Annotated in this window: 22 protein-coding genes and 1 pseudogene; 7 read left to right on the top strand and 16 right to left on the bottom strand. The window is 34.6% G+C overall.

Annotated features, from left to right (window positions below):
• Window positions 1–2: 2 nt before the first annotated feature.
• From ACFSR8_RS08645 to ACFSR8_RS08720, 16 genes and pseudogenes are all read right to left on the bottom strand, one after another.
• Window positions 3–242, bottom strand: coding sequence for a hypothetical protein (locus tag ACFSR8_RS08645; protein WP_380291065.1), 240 nt, complete (start codon window positions 240–242; stop codon window positions 3–5).
• An 8-nt stretch (window positions 243–250) separates the two neighbouring features.
• Entirely contained in the window at window positions 251–862 is a 612-nt protein-coding gene (locus ACFSR8_RS08650) for a hypothetical protein (RefSeq protein WP_380291067.1), read from the bottom strand.
• 306 nt (window positions 863–1,168) lie between these two features.
• Window positions 1,169–1,684 carry a hypothetical protein gene (locus ACFSR8_RS08655; protein ID WP_380291069.1) on the bottom strand — a complete coding sequence of 172 codons (516 nt, stop codon included), beginning with the start codon at window positions 1,682–1,684 and terminating at the stop codon, window positions 1,169–1,171.
• Between the two features lie 829 nt (window positions 1,685–2,513).
• On the bottom strand, window positions 2,514–2,942 hold the full coding sequence (locus ACFSR8_RS08660) for a hypothetical protein (protein WP_380291071.1): 429 nt from the start codon (window positions 2,940–2,942) through the stop codon (window positions 2,514–2,516).
• Between the two features lie 27 nt (window positions 2,943–2,969).
• Window positions 2,970–3,488 (bottom strand): hypothetical protein, encoded by a 519-nt coding sequence (locus ACFSR8_RS08665; RefSeq protein ID WP_380291073.1) that lies wholly within the window; start codon window positions 3,486–3,488, stop codon window positions 2,970–2,972.
• 511 nt (window positions 3,489–3,999) lie between these two features.
• Entirely contained in the window at window positions 4,000–4,893 is an 894-nt protein-coding gene (locus ACFSR8_RS08670; RefSeq protein ID WP_380291075.1) for a hypothetical protein, read from the bottom strand.
• Between the two features lie 283 nt (window positions 4,894–5,176).
• Entirely contained in the window at window positions 5,177–5,704 is a 528-nt protein-coding gene (locus ACFSR8_RS08675) for a tyrosine-type recombinase/integrase (protein ID WP_380291077.1), read from the bottom strand.
• 99 nt (window positions 5,705–5,803) lie between these two features.
• Entirely contained in the window at window positions 5,804–7,516 is a 1,713-nt protein-coding gene (locus tag ACFSR8_RS08680) for a recombinase family protein (protein ID WP_380291079.1), read from the bottom strand.
• A 52-nt stretch (window positions 7,517–7,568) separates the two neighbouring features.
• Window positions 7,569–8,414 (bottom strand): annotated as a pseudogene (locus ACFSR8_RS08685) (YifB family Mg chelatase-like AAA ATPase); the annotation flags it as partial.
• 52 nt (window positions 8,415–8,466) lie between these two features.
• On the bottom strand, window positions 8,467–9,510 hold the full coding sequence (locus ACFSR8_RS08690; protein WP_380291081.1) for a transglutaminase domain-containing protein: 1,044 nt from the start codon (window positions 9,508–9,510) through the stop codon (window positions 8,467–8,469).
• 9 nt (window positions 9,511–9,519) lie between these two features.
• Window positions 9,520–10,140, bottom strand: a complete 621-nt coding sequence (locus ACFSR8_RS08695; RefSeq protein ID WP_380291083.1) for a carboxypeptidase-like regulatory domain-containing protein — start codon at window positions 10,138–10,140, stop codon at window positions 9,520–9,522.
• Window positions 10,141–10,443: 303 nt separating this feature from the next.
• A complete protein-coding gene (tssO, locus tag ACFSR8_RS08700) occupies window positions 10,444–10,959 on the bottom strand; it encodes a type VI secretion system TssO (protein WP_380291085.1) in 516 nt (171 codons plus the stop codon).
• Between the two features lie 36 nt (window positions 10,960–10,995).
• Window positions 10,996–12,153: a hypothetical protein gene (locus ACFSR8_RS08705; protein WP_380291087.1), complete on the bottom strand. Its 1,158-nt coding sequence runs from the start codon at window positions 12,151–12,153 to the stop codon at window positions 10,996–10,998.
• Between the two features lie 14 nt (window positions 12,154–12,167).
• Window positions 12,168–13,151: a PKD domain-containing protein gene (locus ACFSR8_RS08710; protein ID WP_380291089.1), complete on the bottom strand. Its 984-nt coding sequence runs from the start codon at window positions 13,149–13,151 to the stop codon at window positions 12,168–12,170.
• 41 nt (window positions 13,152–13,192) lie between these two features.
• Complete coding sequence (locus ACFSR8_RS08715) at window positions 13,193–15,028, bottom strand: type VI secretion system baseplate subunit TssF (RefSeq protein ID WP_380291091.1); 1,836 nt, start codon at window positions 15,026–15,028, stop codon at window positions 13,193–13,195.
• Between the two features lie 11 nt (window positions 15,029–15,039).
• Window positions 15,040–15,471 carry a GPW/gp25 family protein gene (locus ACFSR8_RS08720; protein ID WP_380291093.1) on the bottom strand — a complete coding sequence of 144 codons (432 nt, stop codon included), beginning with the start codon at window positions 15,469–15,471 and terminating at the stop codon, window positions 15,040–15,042.
• Between the two features lie 209 nt (window positions 15,472–15,680).
• Here ACFSR8_RS08720 and ACFSR8_RS08725 point away from each other — a divergent pair, with 209 nt between their 5' ends.
• The 7 genes from ACFSR8_RS08725 to ACFSR8_RS08755 all read left to right on the top strand — a co-directional run bounded on the left by ACFSR8_RS08725 (window position 15,681) and on the right by ACFSR8_RS08755 (window position 22,705).
• Complete coding sequence (locus ACFSR8_RS08725; protein WP_380291095.1) at window positions 15,681–16,631, top strand: NlpC/P60 family protein; 951 nt, start codon at window positions 15,681–15,683, stop codon at window positions 16,629–16,631.
• A gap of 14 nt (window positions 16,632–16,645) precedes the next feature.
• Window positions 16,646–17,557: a hypothetical protein gene (locus tag ACFSR8_RS08730; RefSeq protein ID WP_380291097.1), complete on the top strand. Its 912-nt coding sequence runs from the start codon at window positions 16,646–16,648 to the stop codon at window positions 17,555–17,557.
• Window positions 17,558–17,571: 14 nt separating this feature from the next.
• Window positions 17,572–18,444, top strand: a complete 873-nt coding sequence (locus tag ACFSR8_RS08735; RefSeq protein ID WP_380291099.1) for a TssN family type VI secretion system protein — start codon at window positions 17,572–17,574, stop codon at window positions 18,442–18,444.
• A gap of 186 nt (window positions 18,445–18,630) precedes the next feature.
• Window positions 18,631–19,017 (top strand): type VI secretion system tube protein TssD, encoded by a 387-nt coding sequence (tssD, locus tag ACFSR8_RS08740; RefSeq protein WP_380291101.1) that lies wholly within the window; start codon window positions 18,631–18,633, stop codon window positions 19,015–19,017.
• Between the two features lie 102 nt (window positions 19,018–19,119).
• Window positions 19,120–19,518: a type VI secretion system tube protein TssD gene (tssD, locus tag ACFSR8_RS08745; protein ID WP_380291103.1), complete on the top strand. Its 399-nt coding sequence runs from the start codon at window positions 19,120–19,122 to the stop codon at window positions 19,516–19,518.
• A gap of 25 nt (window positions 19,519–19,543) precedes the next feature.
• Window positions 19,544–21,337 (top strand): type VI secretion system Vgr family protein, encoded by a 1,794-nt coding sequence (locus tag ACFSR8_RS08750; protein ID WP_380291105.1) that lies wholly within the window; start codon window positions 19,544–19,546, stop codon window positions 21,335–21,337.
• Between the two features lie 9 nt (window positions 21,338–21,346).
• The gene (locus tag ACFSR8_RS08755) at window positions 21,347–22,705 is read left to right on the top strand and encodes a hypothetical protein (protein WP_380291107.1); all 1,359 of its coding nucleotides are present in this window, start codon (window positions 21,347–21,349) and stop codon (window positions 22,703–22,705) included.

Raw genomic sequence — 22,705 nt, forward strand, 5'->3', positions numbered from 1 at the left:
CATTAATAATTAGAACCTATTGCACCAAGTGCAAATACAATTAAACAAGTGATTCCAAATATTTTACCAAAACTCTTTTTTACAAATAGACTAATCAATCCCGAAATTATCACAGGAATTAATAAAGAGCCAAGGAATGAGGCAAAAAAATCTAATATATAGTTTGAATCAATTCCATAAATAAAAATATTATAAACTAGGGCACAGCATATCCCCATTATATATCCTGTTCTATTACTCATAATTTCTATTAATTATTATTTAATTTATTTAGTTTTCTTTTTGAAATTTCAAAATTTGCAAAGACTATTGCTGATTCAAGCTGTGTATTTAAAAAATTATATCTCCGAATACAGTCTTCAGTATAAAATCTTACTTGGTTTTCTTGAATTACATAATTGCAATCTCCATCAATCAAGTTGATAATTTTTTTACTAATTGAGATTGTTGTAGAGTCAATTTTAAAATTAGATTTAGTAACATCAATAGATTCCTTAAAAATACTCTTAACTTCCTCTATCTCCTTTTCATTAAAACTCTTTGTGGGTTGTAAAGAATCCAATTGACTTTTCAACTCGGTCACTAAAGATTGATTTTTCTCTGTAAATTTCTTAAATATATTTTCAGCTTTTCGTAGAATATTTTTTGATTCAATCTGGTTCTTGTCTTTTTCTAGCCTATCTAAGCTTAATAAGGTAAGATATCCTGAACTTTGAATACCCTTTTCATATTGGGAATAGTTTTGTTTAATTTCAGTACCTAATTTATAAATGGAGGATTTAACTTTTTCATTAGATTTTTCTATTGGATTTACACATGACACCAAAAGGAATACTATTGAAATATAAAATGTGAACTTCATATACTTGAGTTAAGATTTATTAGACTGTTTTCGATATATCAAAATATCATTTTTAGAAAATTATTTATTATTTGATAGCGTTATTGACCACGCAGAGTAATAAGATGTATGTATGGGTTAAAAATTTGCTCAGCCCAAATTACTCTCATTAGATGACTAAAGTCATCATATAATCATTATATTAAAGAGCCTTAGAGAGAGGTTTTCGGAAATCTGAAATAGTAATAGTCAAAAATAAAGTAATAAGTTTAATCATACAATTTATTAAGTTCTATTTAATATTATTTAGAACCAGTCTTCACAAGTTTATCTTAAATCCATTTTGTCTTTTAAATTCAAATCATGCTTACGGTATATATCACTTAAGCTAATCTTTCTATGCTCATAAGCTCTGTGTTTTTCATAATGGAAGTACTTGTTATAAAAACCAGAATTTAATCTAATATCGATTCTCTGGTCATCATTTTCAAGCGAGTGCCTAATGCTATCCACATAGAAATAATCTGTTCCGACTTTGGCTTTTAAAAATGGGATAGTCATATTTTCTCCAACTCTAGGGATAAATGCTAAATCACTGCATCTGAAATAACCATATTGACCTTCAAAGTAATGCAGGTCGAAATAGATTTCCAGCTTGTTAAATTTCAGAGCATGATTCAATTCATTTCCAAACATTTCTTCATACAAATTATGAATAAGTTTTCTCAACTTGTGAGATGTCAATCCTAGTATTTGTCCCATGGATTTCATGGTCGGTAATGGTTCATCGGATTCCAGAAAATCCTTGGACATCATCAAAGAGACTAAGCTCTTATACTTCACATCATTTCCAAAAAGTTTGTGTATTTGGCTTTTAATAAAAAGAAGGTCTAAGAAAGCTCTTTTAATAGAAAATTGTGCTATCATTATATTGTGAATTTTAAGTGTGTGTCGGAAACAAAGCCTACCCCTAAACCCCATTCTCAAGCCTATTTTGAACCCTAATTCCGCCCTAAAGTATATACTATTACAGAATCCCTTTAATGACACTTCTTGAGAACAACCCAATTTCTAATAAAAATCACCAGACAAATTGACAGTGCAAGTGGGTATATTAGGCAAAAAATGATGGCATTCACTTCATAGTAGGATATACCTAATAGGTTTGATAAGTTGATGACAAAATCGGTCAGATACACAAAGATTTCATTCACTGCATCCATTATAGGTTCTTTTTTAAAGCTTTAATTCTACACCGCATTTCTATGTTAAGAACCAATAAGACAAATATTAATATTGGTATCAGCACTACTAGGAAAATAATGTTCATAAGCTGATAATAACCCCCAGAGTGCATTGACTTGATTATACCGTAATATATTGGGTCGATGTAATTAAAATAAGGCTTAAGGAATGTGGTATGATTTACTTTGCAATGATTGGTGGTTTCTTTATAACAGAACCATGTGCATCTACTCTTTAAAGTTTCATCAGTATTAATGGCTTTTACACCCCTCAACTCAAACCCATTGTCCTTAATAGTCGGTCTGACAGATTCATTTACTATAACTACGATAATAAATGGCAGGAGAAACAAGAACAGGTATAAAATGCCCCTTTTCAAATCATCATTAAATTTTAGTTAATGGATTAACTGAGAGTTTATGCTGAATTAATCATTAATAAATCTAATTCCAGAACCCATATTGTTTCTTGAATCTCTTTGGTAACCATCACTATAATTACACCTGAATATATCCTTTATGTGTCCATTTTCCTCTTGGATGTTATAGGCGAATGCAGGTTTACCTTTATTGGGTTCTTTATAGAACTCATAAACCCTTTCTCCAGTATAGCACATTTTACAAGTTCCTATAACAATATGTACTCTCTCCAAACCATTTTCTTTTAGGTAATCAAACTGCTCTTTCATGGAATGGAGGAAGCGGTATTTATCTAATTCCTCAAAGTATTGGTCTTCATCAATCAGTGGCTCGAATATGGATGCATCGAGGTTTTGGCAGGCTTTTAAGAAGGTTTCCTTTATGTATTTACAGCTGGATTCTGATTTGACCTTAAGTTTTATCAATGCTGATACCATTTTATTTCTAATTTTCTTTTTTAATTTTTAGTAATATTCTTCCTCTAATGTTTTATAGAACAACCTCTTTATTAGGGTTATCGCTTTTTGTGTAAGAACAGAACTGCTAAAATCAACATTTACAAACATTCCTGTATTTGTAACTTTTGTGTAAAACTTTTTTGCAACATATTCCCCCTTTCTAGAAGATTCGTACAAGTCTTCTATTTGTATACCTAAGTCTACCAAATAATTAATCACCATTTCCCGATTTGCATCATATCTCGCTTGCCTATTTCTTAATGTTGATGCTGCCAAATTTAGATTTATTGGTGACACATATTTACCGAAGTCTGTCTTTCTGGTGTTGTCATCACTACTGTAAAACTCCCACTGCTTCATTAGGGAATTATAAGTTTTGTATCCTATCATATTTCCTGAGCCATCGAAGTACTCATACCTATTGTAAAGTGAATTATATTTTTGGACAACAGATTGGGAATAGCCAACTGTTAGAGAAAAAAACAGCAGGAAGAACATCAATAATTTTAAAGCTTTAGTTGCCATAGACTGATAGATTTAATACACTCAGTCCCAAAGTGAAGTGTTTATAAAAAATAAGCGTGGAACTGTAGCCTACTTTATCCAGAGGTATCGCCAAACACCTTGTACACAAATAGGACAGCCCACGCCATAGCGTGAGCGTTGTTCCTATATTCTCTGTGTACATAAAAATTGGCGATTTTCTGAATAAGAGTAATATAGCTAACGCTAACAATATTTTAACTTGTACATAAATAGTGAAAAATACTTACATATACAAGAGATAATATGTGGTTAGTTACTGGAGATAATTAAGCTATTCAAGTCCAATCTAAAGAAGTGAGGTTCGAAAAAATTTTGAAAATTATTTTTTTTGAAGGACTCAATTATGAAATTAATCATTTGAAAAAAGGAGGCACCCCACCGTCTTATATAAAGCTGTCATTTTTTACGGTTTTTTGGGTGTCCCACCTCGAAAAAATGAGCTTTTTAAACCAGAGAGTTTTTTTGAATAAACTTATAAAGAATTGAGAATTTAAGCTGCATTTTGCAAATACTGTGAGTTAAGTTCTTCCTTAAGCTCAACATAGGGCTTCCATCTTCTTGTTATAGTTGAACAACTAATATTTAATATTGACGCTAATTTATCCTTCGTAATTATGCCTTGATTAATGAAGTCCCAGTTTAAAATTAACTCTTTTATTTTGGCTGATGTTTTATCAACTTTAACCTTTCCTTGAATTTCGTTTTGATATTCCTTGAGTTCCTTTGGAGAGAGGTCATAATCTGGATTATTAAGGAAGTGTACCTTTCTATTTTCTTTGGGGATGATTCTATCAAATGGAGTCTCAAGAATTTGGTCAGTGATAGCCTTTACTTTAGAATGTATCTCATCCGTTATCAAACTATAATATGATATAGATTCTCCTATTCTACCCTTAATATGTCTCAGTCTATAATCTAAGAAATCTTCATTCTTTGGAAACGTAACATAAGTCAGAACAGTTTGATGCAAATAATAATATAATAAATGTCTTTTTATAGTTGGATTAAGCCAGTAAAACTGTATTCCGATTTGTTTAATGGTAGAAGTCCATTTATTAAAATTTAATTTGGCATAAGGCATTTTCACTTCAACAACCTTCAAGCCATCTGGAAAATAGATACTTGGATTTCCATCAAAATCCTTATAGTGCTTTTCAATTAAATCTGATATATTATTATATCGTAATCCAAAGCTATTTCTACCAATTGATTCTTTGATGTATTTCTTCTCTAACTCATGCCATTCAGTGTGATTCCAAAAGTATTCAAAATCTTCACTAGTAAAGATGCTACTTAAATAATTCTTATGGCAATATCCACTAAGAAAATTAGTCCTTAGTTCATTTGACAAATTATTATGATATGAAATAATATTCTTAAGCATTCTGCATAATTAAAAAAAATTATGAAAACAATCAAAAGGATTAAATTCTAGTAAATAATGGTTTTTCAGAGATAAAAATTAACCCTATTATTCACGTAGTATATACGGATGACACCCCTTTGGCTAATCAGGGTTTCTTGTACATTAATTCAGAAATAACCACACCTTATGTCAGGAATAAACTAAGCTATTGACCTAACCTTATCTGCGAAAGGTCTACCGCTATTCTAATCGGGAATTTTTCAACTCGCATAGCTCGTGATTTAATAGCACGAATGCATATCTATAAACTTAAATAGACTTCATTAAGTTCTTCTTGCCTAATCCCTAAATATATTCTGGTCATTTGAATTGAACTATGGTTAAAGATTTCGGAAAGGTAAACCAAGCTTCGTTCACTTTCATTATCGTTCTCCCATACTCTCCTCCCAAATGTTTTTCTTAATGAGTGAGAACTCACCTTACCCTTAAAGTACTTTTTCATTAATCTGTTAACCTGTTGCTTTGAAAACACAGATTGCTTTTGCGATTTGAAACAAAAGCCCATATCAAGTTCATCAAAAGACTTTAATGCTTTATTAATATTATCATTTACTATAAGGGTTCTCCTCTTTTTAGTTTTACCTTCAATAATTTCTAATTCACCACTTCTTAATTCCTCAAAAGTTAACCCAAGTAGGTCTTGGACACGTAAACCTAAATTAATCCCACAAATGATTAAAAAACCAAATGACTTTTCCTTTTTAGATTTGAGCAATTTAAAGCCTGTATTCAAAGCTCTGTCAAATTCTATATAATCACTTCCTATCATATTAAAATGTTCATTTATATTGTTTCTATTCTATAAAAGAATATTTATTTACACTACTGGTCTCATACAACCTATAAACATTGAAAATGTTCACTAAATTCATTTTTGAACATTTTTATTCAGCCTCTGTACTTCATTAATAATTGGCTGAATTAGTTCTAGGTAATACCTTTCGTCAATTGGGTGATGTAAACTAATAACCTTCTCATTAAACAAATTTACTGCTATACCTTGTTTCAGGTTAAATAAGAACTTATCAGGTGACAAAAGATTATCCTTGTAATAGACATCTATTTGAACAAATGAATTTGTTGGGTCATCAAAATGTGTATAAATAACTATATCATCTATGTATTTATGAATAATCTCTCTTTTATCCTTAAAATCAATTTTATATTTTATGTTTTCCAAATCATAAATCTTCTTAACAAATGTTTTTGATGAACTTTGGATATTATCCAGATATGTGGTAATAGCTTCTAATTGCTCTTTGAAAGAAGTCAAATTTGAATTAATACTATTCATAGTTGCTTTAAGGTCAGCTTCACTTACAATATCCTTAATTGCTAAGTCAATTGCTTTTTGTTTTTGTCTATTTAAATCACCTATTTTAGATTTCAATTTCTTTAGCTTCTCATTTGCCTTTTCTTGTTCACTATCTATGTCAAGGTTTTCAAAATAATTTTTAATCTTCTTAATTAAAGTTTCTTCCTTAAAGAAGACCCCCCATATTAACGAATCAAAATCTTTCAAACGCAGACTTTTACTGCCACAATTGGTATATGAATATCTCTTAGATGAACACATATAGACATTATAATCAATCCTTTTTTTACCAGATTGACTTATTCTAACAATGTATCCTTTTGGGTCATTTGTCTTTGCCCTGCCATAATAATTACTACCACATTTTGCACAACGCAAAAGCCCCTTTAATAAGTATTTATGTTCAACTTTCTTCCCTGTATTATTTCGATTATTTTTTAAATTGTCATTTACTTTCTGCCAATAAGATGGGGTAACTATTCTGGGAGTATCATATTGAGTTCCGCCAAATGTTCTATAACCCTTATTTGTCGTATTCTTTATTATATCAATCACAGTTTTACCCGACCATTTAACATCGGTTTTATCTTTGGTTTTAATCTTACCTGTGAACTTATTCTTAGTGGATATAGTACCCTTACCTAATTTATTATACCTAGTAGGAATACCCTCCTCGGTTAGCTGACGAGCAATTGTCCGTGAACCGACACCAGATAATGACAAAGCGTAAATCCTTTCGACAATTTTCCTTTCTTCTTCATCTACTATCAATTTACCTTCAGTATCTCTCGAATATCCATAGGGAAGTATTCCATGTGCTTTACCTTCAGATGCATTTTTCCTTAGAACCTTTTTTGTTTGATGTGATTGCAGTTTTGCTTGGTACGTATTCAAGCTATTTAAAACTGAACCCAACAAAGCTTGAGAAGGGTCGTTAAAATCCAAAAGCTTGTTATCAAAATAAACCTCAATATCATACTTAATCATTTGGGCAATAAATCCATGATAGGTATATTCATCTCTTGATAGTCTGTTTTGATTACGCATCCAGACCATTGAAATTACACCGTCTTGAACTTGTGTAACTAGGTCAAGTAGAACTGGTCTATCTTCAATTTGAAGTGTACCTGACACCCCTTCTCCTTCATCAAATATCTTGAATGACAAACCTCTTGATTTAGCAAAGTCCTTACCTTCTCTAATTTGATTTTCAATAGAATGTGAATCATCATCTTCTCGGCTAAGTCTTGTATAAATTGCTAACATTATTGAAGAAATTTAAATAAATATAGCAATAATTAACGACCTATACAATAGTTAGAGCCACGTTCGATATGGTGTGATGCGGACTTCGAAATGGGCGTTGCGACATCAACCCCGTATCTTTTACTCGACCAACAACTGAATGGATTTTTGTGGTTTCCAAAGCTTCATGGAGGGTCATGGGAGGCAAAATACTCGGTAAACGCTTAGCCAACATGGTTTTCCCTGCACCCGGAGGGCCAATTAAAATAATATTGTGGCCGCCAGCGGCCGCAATTTCCATACAACGTTTGATGCCTTCCTGACCTTTTACATCGGCAAAATCAAACTCTGGGTAATTCAGATTTTTTTCAAACTCCTTTCTTGTATCGATAATAGTCTGTTCTAAAGGCTCACCATTGTCAAAATAATCAATTACTTGCTTAATGTTCTCAACACCATAAACTTCTAAATTATTTACTATGGCCGCTTCCTTTGCATTCTGAATAGGCAAAATAAAACCTTTAAACCCCTCTTCCCTGGCCTTTACCGCAATGGGCAATGCTCCTTTTATGGGTTGCAAACTGCCGTCCAAAGACAATTCACCCATAATTAAATATTGCTCTAAATTTTCCGCTTTTATTTGACTGGAAGACGCCAAAATCCCAATGGCCAAGGTTAAATCATAAGCACTTCCCTCCTTACGTAAATCAGCAGGCGACATGTTAATGATTATTTTCTTTCCCGGGATTTTATAACCGTTGTTCTGAAGTGCGGCGGCAATTCGGTAGTTGCTCTCTTTAATGGCATTATCGGGAAGTCCAACCAAATGGTAACCAACACCCTTATCCGTATTTACCTCAACAGTTACGGTTGAAGCCTCAACACCAAAAACAGCACTGGCAAAAACTTTTTTAAGCATAGTAATTCTTTACTCGCTAAATGTAAGAAATGTTATTGGAATTGAAAACAAATTAGAAGCTTCTCCGATTTCTATTTTTGGTCTTTTCTACCTTAACGGTATAAGACGTTACAATAGATTTATCCACCTTAGCATGCACATCGTATTGCCCTTTTTTATCAAATTGATATTTAAGTTCCAACATACCATTTTTATAGTTGGATTTAGTAGGTTTTATCTTTTTGAATTTGAATCCACTGCTAAGCACCAAACTAATTCTTTCTAAATATGATGGGTCCAAAAGCTTAAATCGAAAAATCACCGATTCCCCCACATTTATTGAGGAGACCAAATCGGTTGGCGATTCAGGAATAACTCCATATTTATAGGTGTCGCCATAGATAAGTGGTGCTTTTACAAAATCTATTAAACTAAGTTCATCATCACCTAAAAGCAACCATTTTTTATTGATGGGGAAATGGTTTTTTACAAACAGTTCCGGATCGGCCAAAAAATAACCGTCGTTGTAATCTTTGACAAATTTGCTTTCGTCCAAATCGTAATAGCCACTAGCCTGGGTCGCATCTGCAAAATACCATTTGCCATCTAATTTTAGCACGTTCCAAGAGTGGTTTGGGAAATCTACCGTACCAATATTGTGGGCAGTTGTGCGCGCGTAGCCATCCACAATTTCGCATTCAATTTCGGCTAAAACGGTCAGTCCCTTTAGAATATAGGCATAACCGGTACAAATGGTTTTTTTATAGCGAAGCAATCGCTTATAGACTTTGGCCTGCGTTTTCGCATTCCACTTTTTTAAAGCCTCAGGTTTATTGCGCAGGGCTCTTCCTTTTTTTAAGGTAGCTTCGCTAAAATAATGGTCGCTTTCAATGTTTAGGCACACCCAAGTATGAATCGCTCTAAATTGTTCAACTTGGGTGTCTAAATCCTTAGTCAATTGATGCACCAGCAATGGCATATTTCGTAGAGAGGCCTCACCATAAACCTTTGCTATACTATCCGCCTTTTTAAAATTGATATGGGCAAAATCCGACCTTTGGGCATGGCTTTGAAAGCTCAGCCACAACAACAGAACAAACAGTTTTAACCACATCAAAATAACACCTTATTTCCCTTTAGAGTTGTAAATTTTATTGGTTTGAACTGCGCCCAAAAGATCAATATCATCACCTGTCAATTGTACTTTCAAAAACTTTTGATGCTCCGTGATTTCAATGTTCTGAGGTTCGTAGCCAATATAACTTACCACTAAAATATCACCTTTTTTAAGGGCTTTTGGAAATTGGAATTTACCTTCAAAATCAGCTGTTACTCCAATTTTGGTGCCTTTAAGGACAATACTTGCACCTGCTAATGGCCCAGATTCATCTTGAATGACACCGCTCAACAAATCACGTTGTACCTGTTCGGTTTTTGTATTGCTTTTGTCCTGCGCCTGAATGCTATTCAAGCTAAATAGTGAAAAAATAGCAATCGCTGCTACTTTTAAAAATTTTGGAGTATTTGAAGTTTTCATAGCTCTATTTATTTGAGAAGATTTGAAATGCCCACAAGTGTTACCTTGTTTTAGTTCCAAATAATTCAAGATTTGCTCATCACTCATTCGCCTAAAATCAATAACTTCTTTTTGACATGAGTTACAGAATCCGCCAGTTGAGGTTTGTTTAAACTGACTGAACCGTTCTGTGCACGGATTGTTGATCGAGATACTAAAATGTGTTTTCATCTGTTAAATTTTAAATGTTTTAATGCTGTCAGATGCAATTCGCCACTATTTTTCATGTTCGGTACCAAACTAATCCGATAATGGCTCATTTCATAATATTGACTTTTGTTATCCCGAATCTAAAAATAAGAAATATTAGAAACCATAGCCACTTATTTAACACTTGAAATGAATGAGGGAACTATGGCTTTTGTTGAGTTTAAACAAACGGCTGGGTTAGTTTTATACTTTCTAGTCTATACAATGACAAAAAAGCCCCGATAAAAATTTATCGGGGCTTAATTCTTTTTTTTAAATGGTTTATTAGGATTGGCCCGAAATTACCCGGGCTTGAAATAATTTATCTTCAGTTTCCTTAAGATCCCTCCTAGATTTCTCAAGTTCTTCTTTGTACTCTTCCAATTTACTTTCCGCATCTTTCAAATTACTTAGTCTTTTTTTGGCTTCCTGTAAACCCAAATATGTATCAATAATTGTAGTGTACATACTATGCTGGTAAACCGAATCTGATGTAGGTATAGTCTTGGTGAGTTCTGCCAATTTATCTGCAATTCTACGATGATGATATGGGCTATCATGTCCCGAAATACTCAAAGAATCTATCATATTCTTTATTGCCTTCATATCATTCGCAAAGGCATTTTGAAATTTCATTTCTTTTTCCGCTAGTCTAACCTGCTCCTTAAGCACGGCATTCTCTTTTACCGGAACTTTAAAGTTGAAATAAACGGCAAACAATATAGCCACTACGGTTACCACAAAGAGCAACAAAAATTTTAAAAACGAGGCTCTCCTTTCTTTACTATTTTTAGGTTTCATATTCTAAAATGATATTATCTTAAACTATACATTTGATCAATCCAATAAAAAGCTTCTTCGGCTTTTCACCTCAACATTATCCACAACTTCTTCTTTTACAAAAATACCGGTATCTGATTTTTTACCAATGTAATCCAATTCACTCAATTTCTTGAATAAGGACAACATCAGTTTTGAAAAATCGGAGACAATCATCAACGAGGCATTGATATCGGTATGTTCATACTTTATTTCCAACATTTCAACCAGCACATTTTCAAATGCCCCTTGATTCAAATCGCACCAATTTGTGAGATAATTAAGCAGTTCTTCCTTGCCCGTACCCACATAAACGTCCATACTGCTTTTAATTGCCCTTGCCAGTCCGGACAATTTGTTAAGCATAACAATTGGAGGCTCGAACTTATCTTTTAAACGGAATTCAGAAATGGTCCTGTTGAGATATTCCAAAACACGCTGGGAAATGTAAAGTACCATATGTGCCAAATCATTATCCTGTTTCTTCTGATGAATCTTTTGGATGATATGCATGGCATAGGACTCCATAAGATTGAAAAAAGTAACAATTTCTGAATACGTAAATTTAAGATCGGAGTGGCTTTGGATGGACTTACAAGGAGGAATGAAATTTTCAACAAGAGATACCACACCATCCTTCCTAATCAATTTTCCAATGGTAATATGATACAATCCAATTTCATTATTAGAGGTCACCTCGGATTTATTTAGCACATCCAATTTATATTCGGGCAATACATATGGATGCCTTGGTGGATCTTCATCCGGGTCGGCATTGCCAACTGGCACTCTTACAAATGGATTAACGGCGAGTACTAAATATATTTCGTCATCTTCATTTCCAATATTGTACTGCCGCTTTAAGATATACCCGGCGTCTTCCAAAAGAGGCTTGGTACGTTCGGAAATATCAATTTGAAACCCACCCAAGGTAATGGCCTTACATTTATTTAAAATAATGGTAATGGTACTCTGTCCATCTATAGAAACTACCAGGTCTATCGAGCTACCCTGTTCCGAGAAATCCGGTAGCAAACCATAGTTTATTGGAGATATTTGCTTTTGTTCTGAGTGCTTAATGGCATCTAACACAAACTCCTCAAAATCAATAAAATGATTTTTATTGATTTTCATACCATCAATCCAATTTACCCTAAATTTATCCTTTGACTTCATAAATAAATAGCTTTTTAAAACCAACCAGATTTTTTATAACTTATAGTAAGCTTTACTATGCAATTAGAGCCTTTGTTCCTAAAAAGTTCTAAGCTCCTTATTTTTTTTATCTTTTTTCCCTTTATCTTTTCGCACAAGATCAAAAAGGTAGTCTCCTCTCCATTCACAATAACCGGTGTATCAAGATTCCCACAAAAATAGTCTCTAAAGGTATTGGCTGGCAAACCTTCCTCGGACACCTTCATAATTAGTTCACGAAACTTTGGGTGTGAGATAAATGGAACCGTTTTTTCTACCACAGGCTTATCATCAATTGCACTTGACTTAGGCACTAATGGTGGTGCCGATGGTCTATCGGGAATTTCATCAATTATCTCTCTTCTCCTCTTTTTAGGAAAAACTTCTATTTCCCTGGTAGCGATATGTTCCAAATCACCATTTACAACAAGGGAAACAATCCATTTACCTGGCTTTTGATAAACATATTTTGCTTTTTTCGTAAACGCACCGGCACTTGGCGTTTCCCCAAAATGCCATTCCCAGGTTTTACCATGGTCGCTTTCATCTTCCACCCACAAGGTTTGACCTACCCTGATGTTCTTTGGAATATTGAATATAGGAAACTTTGCTTCGTTTTTTATCTCCTTCTTTTTCTTAATTACAATTTGTTTCGAGAATTCACAAGAATTGTTCACCAACAATTTTATGGTGTACTCGCCAGGGTCGCTATAATTATGGATTGGATCCTGTTCTGTTGAGGATATAGATTCATCCCCGAAATCCCATAACCAACTGTCGGCACCCTCGGTATTATCCTTAAACTTAATTAGACCTCCTGTAACGTATTCATTTGCTTTAATATCAAAATCAACAATTACGCAGGGGCTGTAACTAGCATACCTAAGTGCAAACACAGTAATAGAAACCAGAAAAGTAGCTAAGAAAACATAGATTACCTTCTTGTCGAGGTGGTTAGACGTATTCCCATTAAAATTCATAATTCTAAACTTTTAATACTATTTATATGAAATTTAAGATTTTAATTTACTACTTTTATTTTATATGGGTAGATGTTTAACGATTTTTTTTCAAGATGCATCAGCAAATTGCTACACAAGGATTGCCACTCATTAGTCTCTACATCTACATTACCTTTTGGATATAGCTCGATATCTATACATTGAACAAATCCCTTTTTAAGGTCTACACTATTGGTAAAACCTTTTTTAACATTGACATTCTTTATTTTATCGTTGTAGATTTCATAACATAGTGCCTTGACATCCTCTTTGGTAACCACTCGGTCGCGAGATAATAATGACCTCCTATAGGCGTTGAGCCTTTCGTCCATGGTCAAATCGTCTTTCCCATCAAAAGTAGTGGTCATCAGATAACTGCCTTTTTGCTTAATCCCTATTGCCCTGTACACATCTATATTACTACCCGATTTAATGTTATTAGCCTCTTCTCCGTTAGTTGTCCAATAATCAACAAGCAAACTTTCCTTTTTTCTGAATGGGTCCAGAAGAACATATGTAGTTTCAGTTTGATGCTTGGAAGACGAGGACACCCTTTTTTCCAATAAAGAAATAAGCTGGTTCAAATTATTAAGATTCGTCTGCAAAAAATCATTGTTCATTGCCGAAAATGAGGCGCTCTCGTCCTTTAAAAGCTCTATAAGATAAGTAAGGTATTCACTCGCAGTTCTGTTATCCAACTTCCCTACGTTGTTGTCCCTAATCGAAAACGTACCTTTCCCAGAACGTTTTACACTTTTTGATTTTCTGATATAAGTCTCTCCATTGGTGTTTTCAATGGACTTAATGTCCAAAAAATGATCATCTGTTTTTAGCGGGAGTATATTGATATACTGTCGCATTTGATAGGTAAGCGAATTCAGTTCCCTATTTAATACGGGGAAAGCATTAAGCGAACAGAAAAGATTTGCCAATGTACTATTGGGTATCACACTTGGAAAAACCACTTTTATCCACGTTACTGGTCCGGGGAGATCAATGCCGTGCAAATCCGTAAACTCATCCATTTCCTTGCACGAACTTTTCTTTAGTTTCGAATTGTGCTTTTCAAGGGTAATGTAGTGTTGTTCGTAAAAATTTAAGGTTTGGCTGGTGATATTGAAAATCTTATTGGAATCGTTTTTAAAAATAGATTTTAAATTTATGGTATCTCCATGTTTTGCACCTGAAAACCCTGGTTTACTGGTAATTCTTTGGTCGCCAACAAACCATTCCGAATGTTTTAGATAGTGAAAGAATAACGATTTATTGTCCACATCCGTGAGTTCAAAATAAAAAGAGACCTTATCTAAATCAATCTTATTAAATCCACCTATTAGCCCTAAATAAATAGTTGAATGAGGCAACGCACCTGCTTTTGCATTTCTTTTCATTAACGATACTTTTTCCTTCTTATCATTAATTTGAAAAAAAGAGTTGCCAGTGGCCAAATAACCAATTTTAGCATTAATTAGTTTAAAATCTTGAACCGGCGAGAAAAAAATATTCTTTCGCCTAACACTGGCATTTTTTTGGGTCACCCTCTTTTTGTAATAAAACAAATATTCGGGCTTCACGGTAACTGTAGTATCAATAGTTTCTGCATAAAGAATGGCGTGCGCAGGCTTCACCCCAATAGCCGTTTCGGGCGTCATCAAGCTCACCAACTTTTCAGTAATCCTATTTTGAGAATCGTTGAGCTCTGCCTCAATATTCAAAATCTCCGAAGCACAGGCAGAAACAAGCAAACTAACAACCGGGTCAAAAGACGTTTCAATTTCGTTAGGTGCTACTCCCCAAATAGAAGCGGCTTTTTTAACCATTCTATTTTTTATCTGTTCAAACGATTCTGTTTTCATTTAGGCTTTAGTTAATAGGACAATGGGCCGATATAAAAATATTCAATATACGAAAAGTCCTCATTTGTCTTTTTTATTTTCCCTTTAATCAATAGGTCGATACGCTTTTTTATTCGGTTCACAGACTTTGCCCCTTCAATTTCTTCCTGCTTGATTTTTACATCAACGCTAATTCTTGTAAGCCTAGCTTCGTGCTTTTTTAAAGAACTCTCCAAAGAAGCCTTTATCAAAGTCCTAAGCTTTGTACCGCTTTTAAGATTGTCAAAATCCAGTTCCCAAATTGAACAACCAAAGGACTCATCAAAACGACATTCTCCAAAATAGGAAGTGTTTAATAAATGAATAAAATGCGCAATGGACTCTTTAAGCCCACATTTTGGATGCTCTTGTTTTTTAAAAAGGTAAGACGGTTTCAGTGGCAATTTATAGTTGTCTTTGACCATACATACGAATTAATTTTACAATTGGAAGAATATTTATATATTCATCCTTCCTTTTTAAACTTCCAATTAACGAAAAAAAAGGTTTAGTAACAATAAAATTACGGTATAAAGAAGATAAAATCGTAAATATGCATAATAATGACCTAAGTCCATTTGTTGGATATTTTTGGGAAATATTAAATATTTTATTAAAAAAATTTAGTCTATCTATGAAAATAAGCATAAAAAAGATTCTGTTGTTACTTTGTTTTTTTGCAATTAATGGTACTCTGATTTCGCAAAACTCGGTTGATGGTATTATTGGTGAAAAAGGCAGTAACAATCCAATTTTAAATGCAACGGTTACTATTGACATTAACGGTAATCACTTTGTAAGAACTACTGACCTGAGTGGGAAATTTCAATTCGGCGGAATAGTTCCCGAAGGCAGATGGTTTATTGCCATCAGAAAAGAAGGTTACGAAGATGTAGATTGGAATGAGTTCGAAGTTAAGGATAAACGTACTGATCTAGGCGTCGTTTTTATGGAAATCACCAAAAAAGAAAGAAAGCGCCGCGACAAAGAAAGAAAAAAACTTGAAAAGTTAAAAAAGAAGAAGGATAAACACAAAGCTCCTGAGCCAAAAATTGAGGAGCAACCCGTTGTTGAACCTGAAAAGGAAATCCTCCCTGTTGCTAAGACTACGGCATCTAACTATGTGGCTTTACAGGAAAAATACGGGAAAATTTTGGGTGTTGAGCCGTCAGAGATTACCAATCTGTTACTTTACGAGTTTATTGAAAAATGGATAGGAACCCCTTATTCATTGTCAGGTGAAACGGAATCAGGTATAGACTGCTCCTCATTTACCCAACGTCTATTCAACGAAGTTTATGGTATTTACTTAGAGAGAATAGCACAAAGGCAGTATGAGTCTGATAACACTAATGACTTTGGGGATAAAAACTATTTAGAAGAAGGCGATTTACTATTTTTCGGCTCCTCCAGACAAAATATTACACATGTTGGTGTTTACCTGAATAATGACAAATTTGTTCATTCCACCTCCTATAAAAAAGATACAGGAAATAGTGGTGTTAAAATTAGCAGCTTAAAACATAGGCACTGGAAAAATTTATATATAAGGGCTGGAAGAAGAACGGACAATAACGGCAAATAAATTATACCAAGAGTATGAGCACCAAAGAACTAGAAGAAATATTTGAAGAATTGGTTTCGGTGTATCATGACCTTAAGGCTGAGGTTATTGTTTCAGAATTGCTTAAAAATTCCAGTATGGCCAAGGACGAATTTGTGGTACATACAAAAAGTACATTTAGCCGGCCCCATAGACGGGATATTATTGATATAGGCAATACTGATGACGGTATTTTAAACTTAAACCTCAGCAGAAACGGTTTGTACGACAGGTTGCCCGAAGGCCTTTTCCACTCCCAGGACACCAGCAAAGGAGAAAGAGACTATGCCTCGTTAAGAAAAAAGTACAAATTGGAAGAACAGGAAGCTCGGCACTTTTTTGCCCCTTTTGAGAATGAATTCTTCTTGCAAAAGCTCAACAACACCATTAACGAAGAGGTGCTGATAAACGATTTTTTAAACCTTTCTGACGACTTTTTGATTAAATTTTGGAATATTGGTAAAAATATTCCGTCAAAATACGTCATAAAATTAATAAAATTACTACCTTTCAGTTACAAAATTGCTGGCGATCTAGAATTGACCAAATTATGCTTGGAAAACATTCTAAATAAGAAAGTTACAATTAGGAGAAAAAATGTTTTAAAAAAAACAAGACAAAACAGAAAAGAAAAATCGTTTAGCACCTTAGGTGAGAATTTCACGCTTTCTGAAACTTCAGATAGTATTTATGCATCCTTACTTGAAATAGAGATAGGCTTAATAGAGGAGAATACTATTGACGATTATACGAAGAAGGATGGGATTTTGAATTTTATAAATGTCTTTTGTGACTATTTTATGCCGTTGGAATTTGAAATAAAGACACATTTATTAATTAATAATAAAACAGGGTTCACCTTGAATAATGAACGTGAACCAATTATGGGTTTAACCACTCAAATCTAACGTTTCGAGAGCTTATGAATCTGGTAGCAAATATGATAAATGGAAATGTATTTAAGCTAAGTTTTGGCTTTTTCCTAGTTAGCTCAATACTTTTTGGCGTTGTAAAAAGAATCCGGCAGATTTTTGCAAAGAACAAAAAGCAAGCTATCCTTTACCTCCTTTTTATCTTGGTGACTTTTGCGCTTACAGCTTTGTTAAGTTCGAGCAAAGTCTTAAACGATACACCTCTAAGTAGTTTTATCGGCATGCAAATATTGTTCTTTATGTTGGGTGTCCTCCATTTGTTCGTGATGGATAAATATTTCCCAGATTTAAAGAAAGACAAAACCTCATTTTTTTATGAGTTTTTATTTACCATTATTGTGCTACTTATTGGCCTGATAGCCTACATGAACGTTGTAGACCGTTTCCGCCCCGCCTTTAGCATTTTGTTTTTAGGTTCTAGTATATTTTTCTTTGTTCCTTTTTTATTCAGTAAGCTTTATGAGTTTGCCTTCAAAATACCCGTACCCATATATAGTAAATGGGTTTACCCATTGGGCAAAAAAATAAAAGACCCTACTAAGAATGAGCTGACCAATCCGGCCGTTATAAGTTTGGAATTCCAAAAAACATCGGAAGACAGGGACATTGTCAACTTTAGAATAAAGGCTCCGGAAAACATGGATTTTGGTAAGCTATTTTACTTTTTTATCAACGATTATAATGAAAGACATCCTGAAAGTACCATTGAATTTTTGGACAAAAGTACGATGCAACCACATGAATGGATATTCTTTTTTAAACCAAATTGGTTGGCGCAAATCAAGCATATTGACTATGCAAAGACCATTAGTAATAATAATATTAAAGAAAATGATGTTATAGTTTGTAAACGGGTGCCTTAAACAGTTTTCATTCTTATTTATATCATCGTTGCGCAGTATAAATTAAGGCAATTTGACCTTTAAAGAACAAATTGTTCTTTTATAAAATTAGTGCCGAAACGGAATTGTAAACAGTTGTAATTCCTGTTTCTTAGGTAATTATACCTATTCGAAAAATCATATTTATTAACTAAATTCTTATTTATTATGTCATTCAAAGCAATCTTTAAAGTAGGCGGTGAAGAGTACAATGTATTGAACTGCAGCTACGAATTGTTCCAGGAAACCGATGTTACCGGCAGACCGTCATCAGTAACTCGAGGAGGAAAAATTAGTATAACCGTTGAATCTACTTCCGACACGTCTTTATCGGATTGGATGTTTAACAATTTTGAACGGAAAGACGGTTCAATTGTTTTCCTAAAAAGAGACACTGAAGCTACTGCAAAAGAACTAAAATTTACCGAAGCTTACATGATCCACTATCAGGAAAATTTTGATGCATCTGGAGCCAACCCAATGTCCGAAAGCTTTGTAATATCCTCCAAGACCATTGGAATTGGGAATGGCGAGCATGTTAATGAATGGGTATAGTCATATTTAAGAATAGAAAAATATAAAGGAGCGGTTTTTCTCTCTGGCGTTCCTTTTATTTCTCTTTCCAGCAGTTAACTAACATTAATACACGATGTAGCCATGTCCTTTTTAGCAAAACTTACCATTGAAGACAACGAATATAATGTGCTGTCTTTTTCTTTTAGTGTTTCCCAGGCTGTCCACCACGGCGCTGCAAGGCCCTCCGGTCGCCCTGTGATTAGCCATTTGAGCATCACTTTAGAGTCCGTAGGCAATTCAGGGTTTTATGAGTGGAGCATTCTGGATTATGAACAGAAGGATGGCGAAATTGTTTTTTATAAAAGAGATGCCATGGCCAGCTCCCGAACACTTAAGTTTACAGGTGCTTTCTGCATTAATTATAACGAAACCTTCGAGAGTAGCAACACAAGCCCAATGGTAACCAGCCTTGTTCTGGCTGTTGAAACACTTGAACTGGATTCAACCGTGTACGTTAATCCGGCCATAGAAAGTGCATAACCAACTAATATAAATCTGTTTAGCAATGGCTATTTTATCTAAAACCGATATACTCATAAACGGAAGCAGGCTCAATTATTATACAAACTGTAGTCTGTTTCAGGAAATTGGTGAACATCATATGATGGAAGTCCATTGCATGCTTGAGACTATTCAAAATTTTTGTAATTCCAATAGTCAGGAAATAGATGATTTATTAGGTGCCGTAATAACCATTGAAACCAAATCCTATGCAGATATTGATTTTCATGGAGAGCTCAAATTCAAAGGGATAATTACAGGTTTAAGCTACAGAAAAGGACTGAATTCCAGTGAAGGCGACTTTGTTATTATTAAAGCAACAAGCCCAACAATACTGGCAGATGACGGGCCTCACAATACTTCATATACAGATATGAGCTTTGTCGATATCATGGAAGAGAACTTCAATGGATATGACAAGTCAAAACTAGAAATCAACACCAGTAACTCTAAATTATCCGAACCGTTATCCTATACCGTTCAATACAACGAAAGCTGTTTCAATTTTGCAAAGCGAATGGCAGCCAGAAATGGGGAATGGATTTATTACAATGGCGAAGAACTGGTTTTTGGTATTGACAAAGATAGTGATGAACTCAATTTGGTACTTGGCAGGGATTTAATGGACTTCAACACCTCCCTTACGCCAATGCCTCAAAATTTTAATTATTACACTAACGACTACCTCACGAACAACATCCATCTATCGGATTCATCATCAGCTTCCACTAGTTCAGAAGGAAGCTTTGGGGTGGTAAACGATAAGGCCAAAGAGATTTTTACAAAACCTACCCAAGTATGGATAAACATATCCGACGATTCCGAATCTAAAAACCGCATAGATAGCTTAATGAAGCTACAACAGGAATCCCTGCAGTCTAATCAAATAAAGGTTTCAGGCACTTCGGATAATCCAGGTGTTATGTTGGCTTCAACCATTAAGATATCAAATGAAGTTTATCGGGTGATAAGGGTTACCCACGCCTATTCGGGAACCGGGGATTATGAAAATTACTTTGAGGCAATTTCGGTCAACATTGATACTTACCCAAAAACCAATGTAAATGCATTTCCAATAGCCTATAGCCAGACGGCCAAAGTTATAGAAAACCACGATCCAGAAGGTATGGGGCGTATAAAAGTCCAATTGCCTTGGCAACAACCGGATGGCTTAACTACCCCATGGATCAGGTACCTCGCCCCTAGTGCCTCCCCGGGACAAGGTTTCTTTTTTATACCAGAAATCGATGACGAGGTAATGGTAGATTTTGAGGGCGGCAATGCCGAATGCCCTTATGCTATGGGTGGCTTATTTAATTCCGATGCCACGCCCCCTGAAGGCAGTTCCAATAGCAATAATTATATGAAAATTTTGCAAGGCAAAAGCGGTGCACTGTTTAAGATTAATGATGAAGATGGTAGCATTACCATTCAGGATAAAGCGGGGAGTTCTATTGTGATGGATGGTAGTGGAGATATTGTTATCACCGCAGCTGAATCGCTAATGGTTACAGCCGGAAAAGAGGTTAGTACGTCTTCTTCCGAAGATACTTTGATTACCTCAGGCAAGAAAATTGAGATGACTTCATCTGACAAGGCTTCTGTAGTATCTGGCAAAGATGTGCTAATTGAAGGAGCCGTTGGTGTAACCATTAAAGATAGTGTCAAAATTGACATAAATGCTCCTAATGTAGCTTCAAAAGCAGATATTGGGCTGAAGTTGGAAGGCACTACTGTTGATGTTAATGGTAAAGCCACGACCAATGTTAAAGGAGGACTGCTTAATCTAAATTGTTAAACATTTGTGATGAGCAATGAGCATAATCCCATAGCGTTATTAGTTTCTAAAATCCAGCAAACATGGAATAGTGAAATCAGCCCTCACCAGGATATCAATCTTGTCAGGTGGATCATTAAACCTGAACAATCTAAACTATATGAAGGTTTTTTAAAGTTGGAATCCACTCCTCATGGCAATATTCCAGATATGTTATTGGTCTTATTGACTCCTTTTTCATCTATTGAACATCATAGTAAACAAATTATTTCAGAATGGGCGAAAGCATACCGTGAATACCAAGCCACTACAAATCAGTCCGACGAAAAAAAAAACACATCCAATTGGGATGTAGATGCTTTCGAACAGCAATTGACCGATAATAGCGACTCTAACAATCAGTTATTGGTCAAGATGATTACCTCCTTTCAAAATTCCCTACCAGAAAACAGACCATTCACATTAGCACTTTTCCCCTATACCGTTGAAGACACCAAAGCCTACTCTAAATGGTTGCACTCCATTTTAAAGCAGGGAATCCCTCCAAATAATAGGTTAATGATTTTTGATCATGCTAACGAACGTTATTTCGACTATTTATGTGATAAATATGAAATAAGTTCAAGGTCGTTGGCAGTGCCATTAGACCTAGAGGGAGCCGTAAGTAAACTAGCAAATTCCGGAGACCCAAATGACCCCGAAATACAGTTTAGACAATGCATACTAAAAATGTCAAAATGTGTGAAAAACAAGAATATGACTGAGCTTCAAAAATGGGGAGAAAAAGGGCTGTTAATAACTCAGAAAACAGGTATCAAAAGCATGTATTCCACTGCTCATATTATATATGCTGCAATGTTGTTCAATTTCAAAGAATTTGAATTAGTGGATACCTTGCTCATGAAAGGCTTAGCATTGGCCAAACAAGGCCTAAAAGCAGGGGACGATGTTTGTAAATCCTTAATTATTCAATACTACGGCTTTCAGGCCAGCTCGAAACAATTACAGAAAAAATATGAAGAGGCAACAAACCTCTTCTGTAAGCAAGCAGATACGGCAAACGAAATAGGCTACCCCCAACAATCCTTAAATGCCTGGTGGATGGCCTACAGCTCCATTAAAAAACTGGACAAGGAACGCTATAAATTGATTGTTGAAAAGGCATACAAGAATGGGATTAAGCTTGACAAGGATACTCTGAAATCTACTAGCATGGGATTTATAGCGGCGGACTATTACAATATTTTGGATGGAACAAAAGAATCCGATACCTGTCTGGAAATAAATCAATTTATGTTCGATCTAGAAGGCGAAAATTGGAAGGCTGATGTGGAGACACAACGTAAGGCCTTGGAGAAAAAGAAATTTTCAATATCTGGTTGGTTTTAA

The organism is Hyunsoonleella rubra, assembly GCF_042684665.1.
GTDB lineage: Bacteria > Bacteroidota > Bacteroidia > Flavobacteriales > Flavobacteriaceae > Jejuia > Jejuia rubra.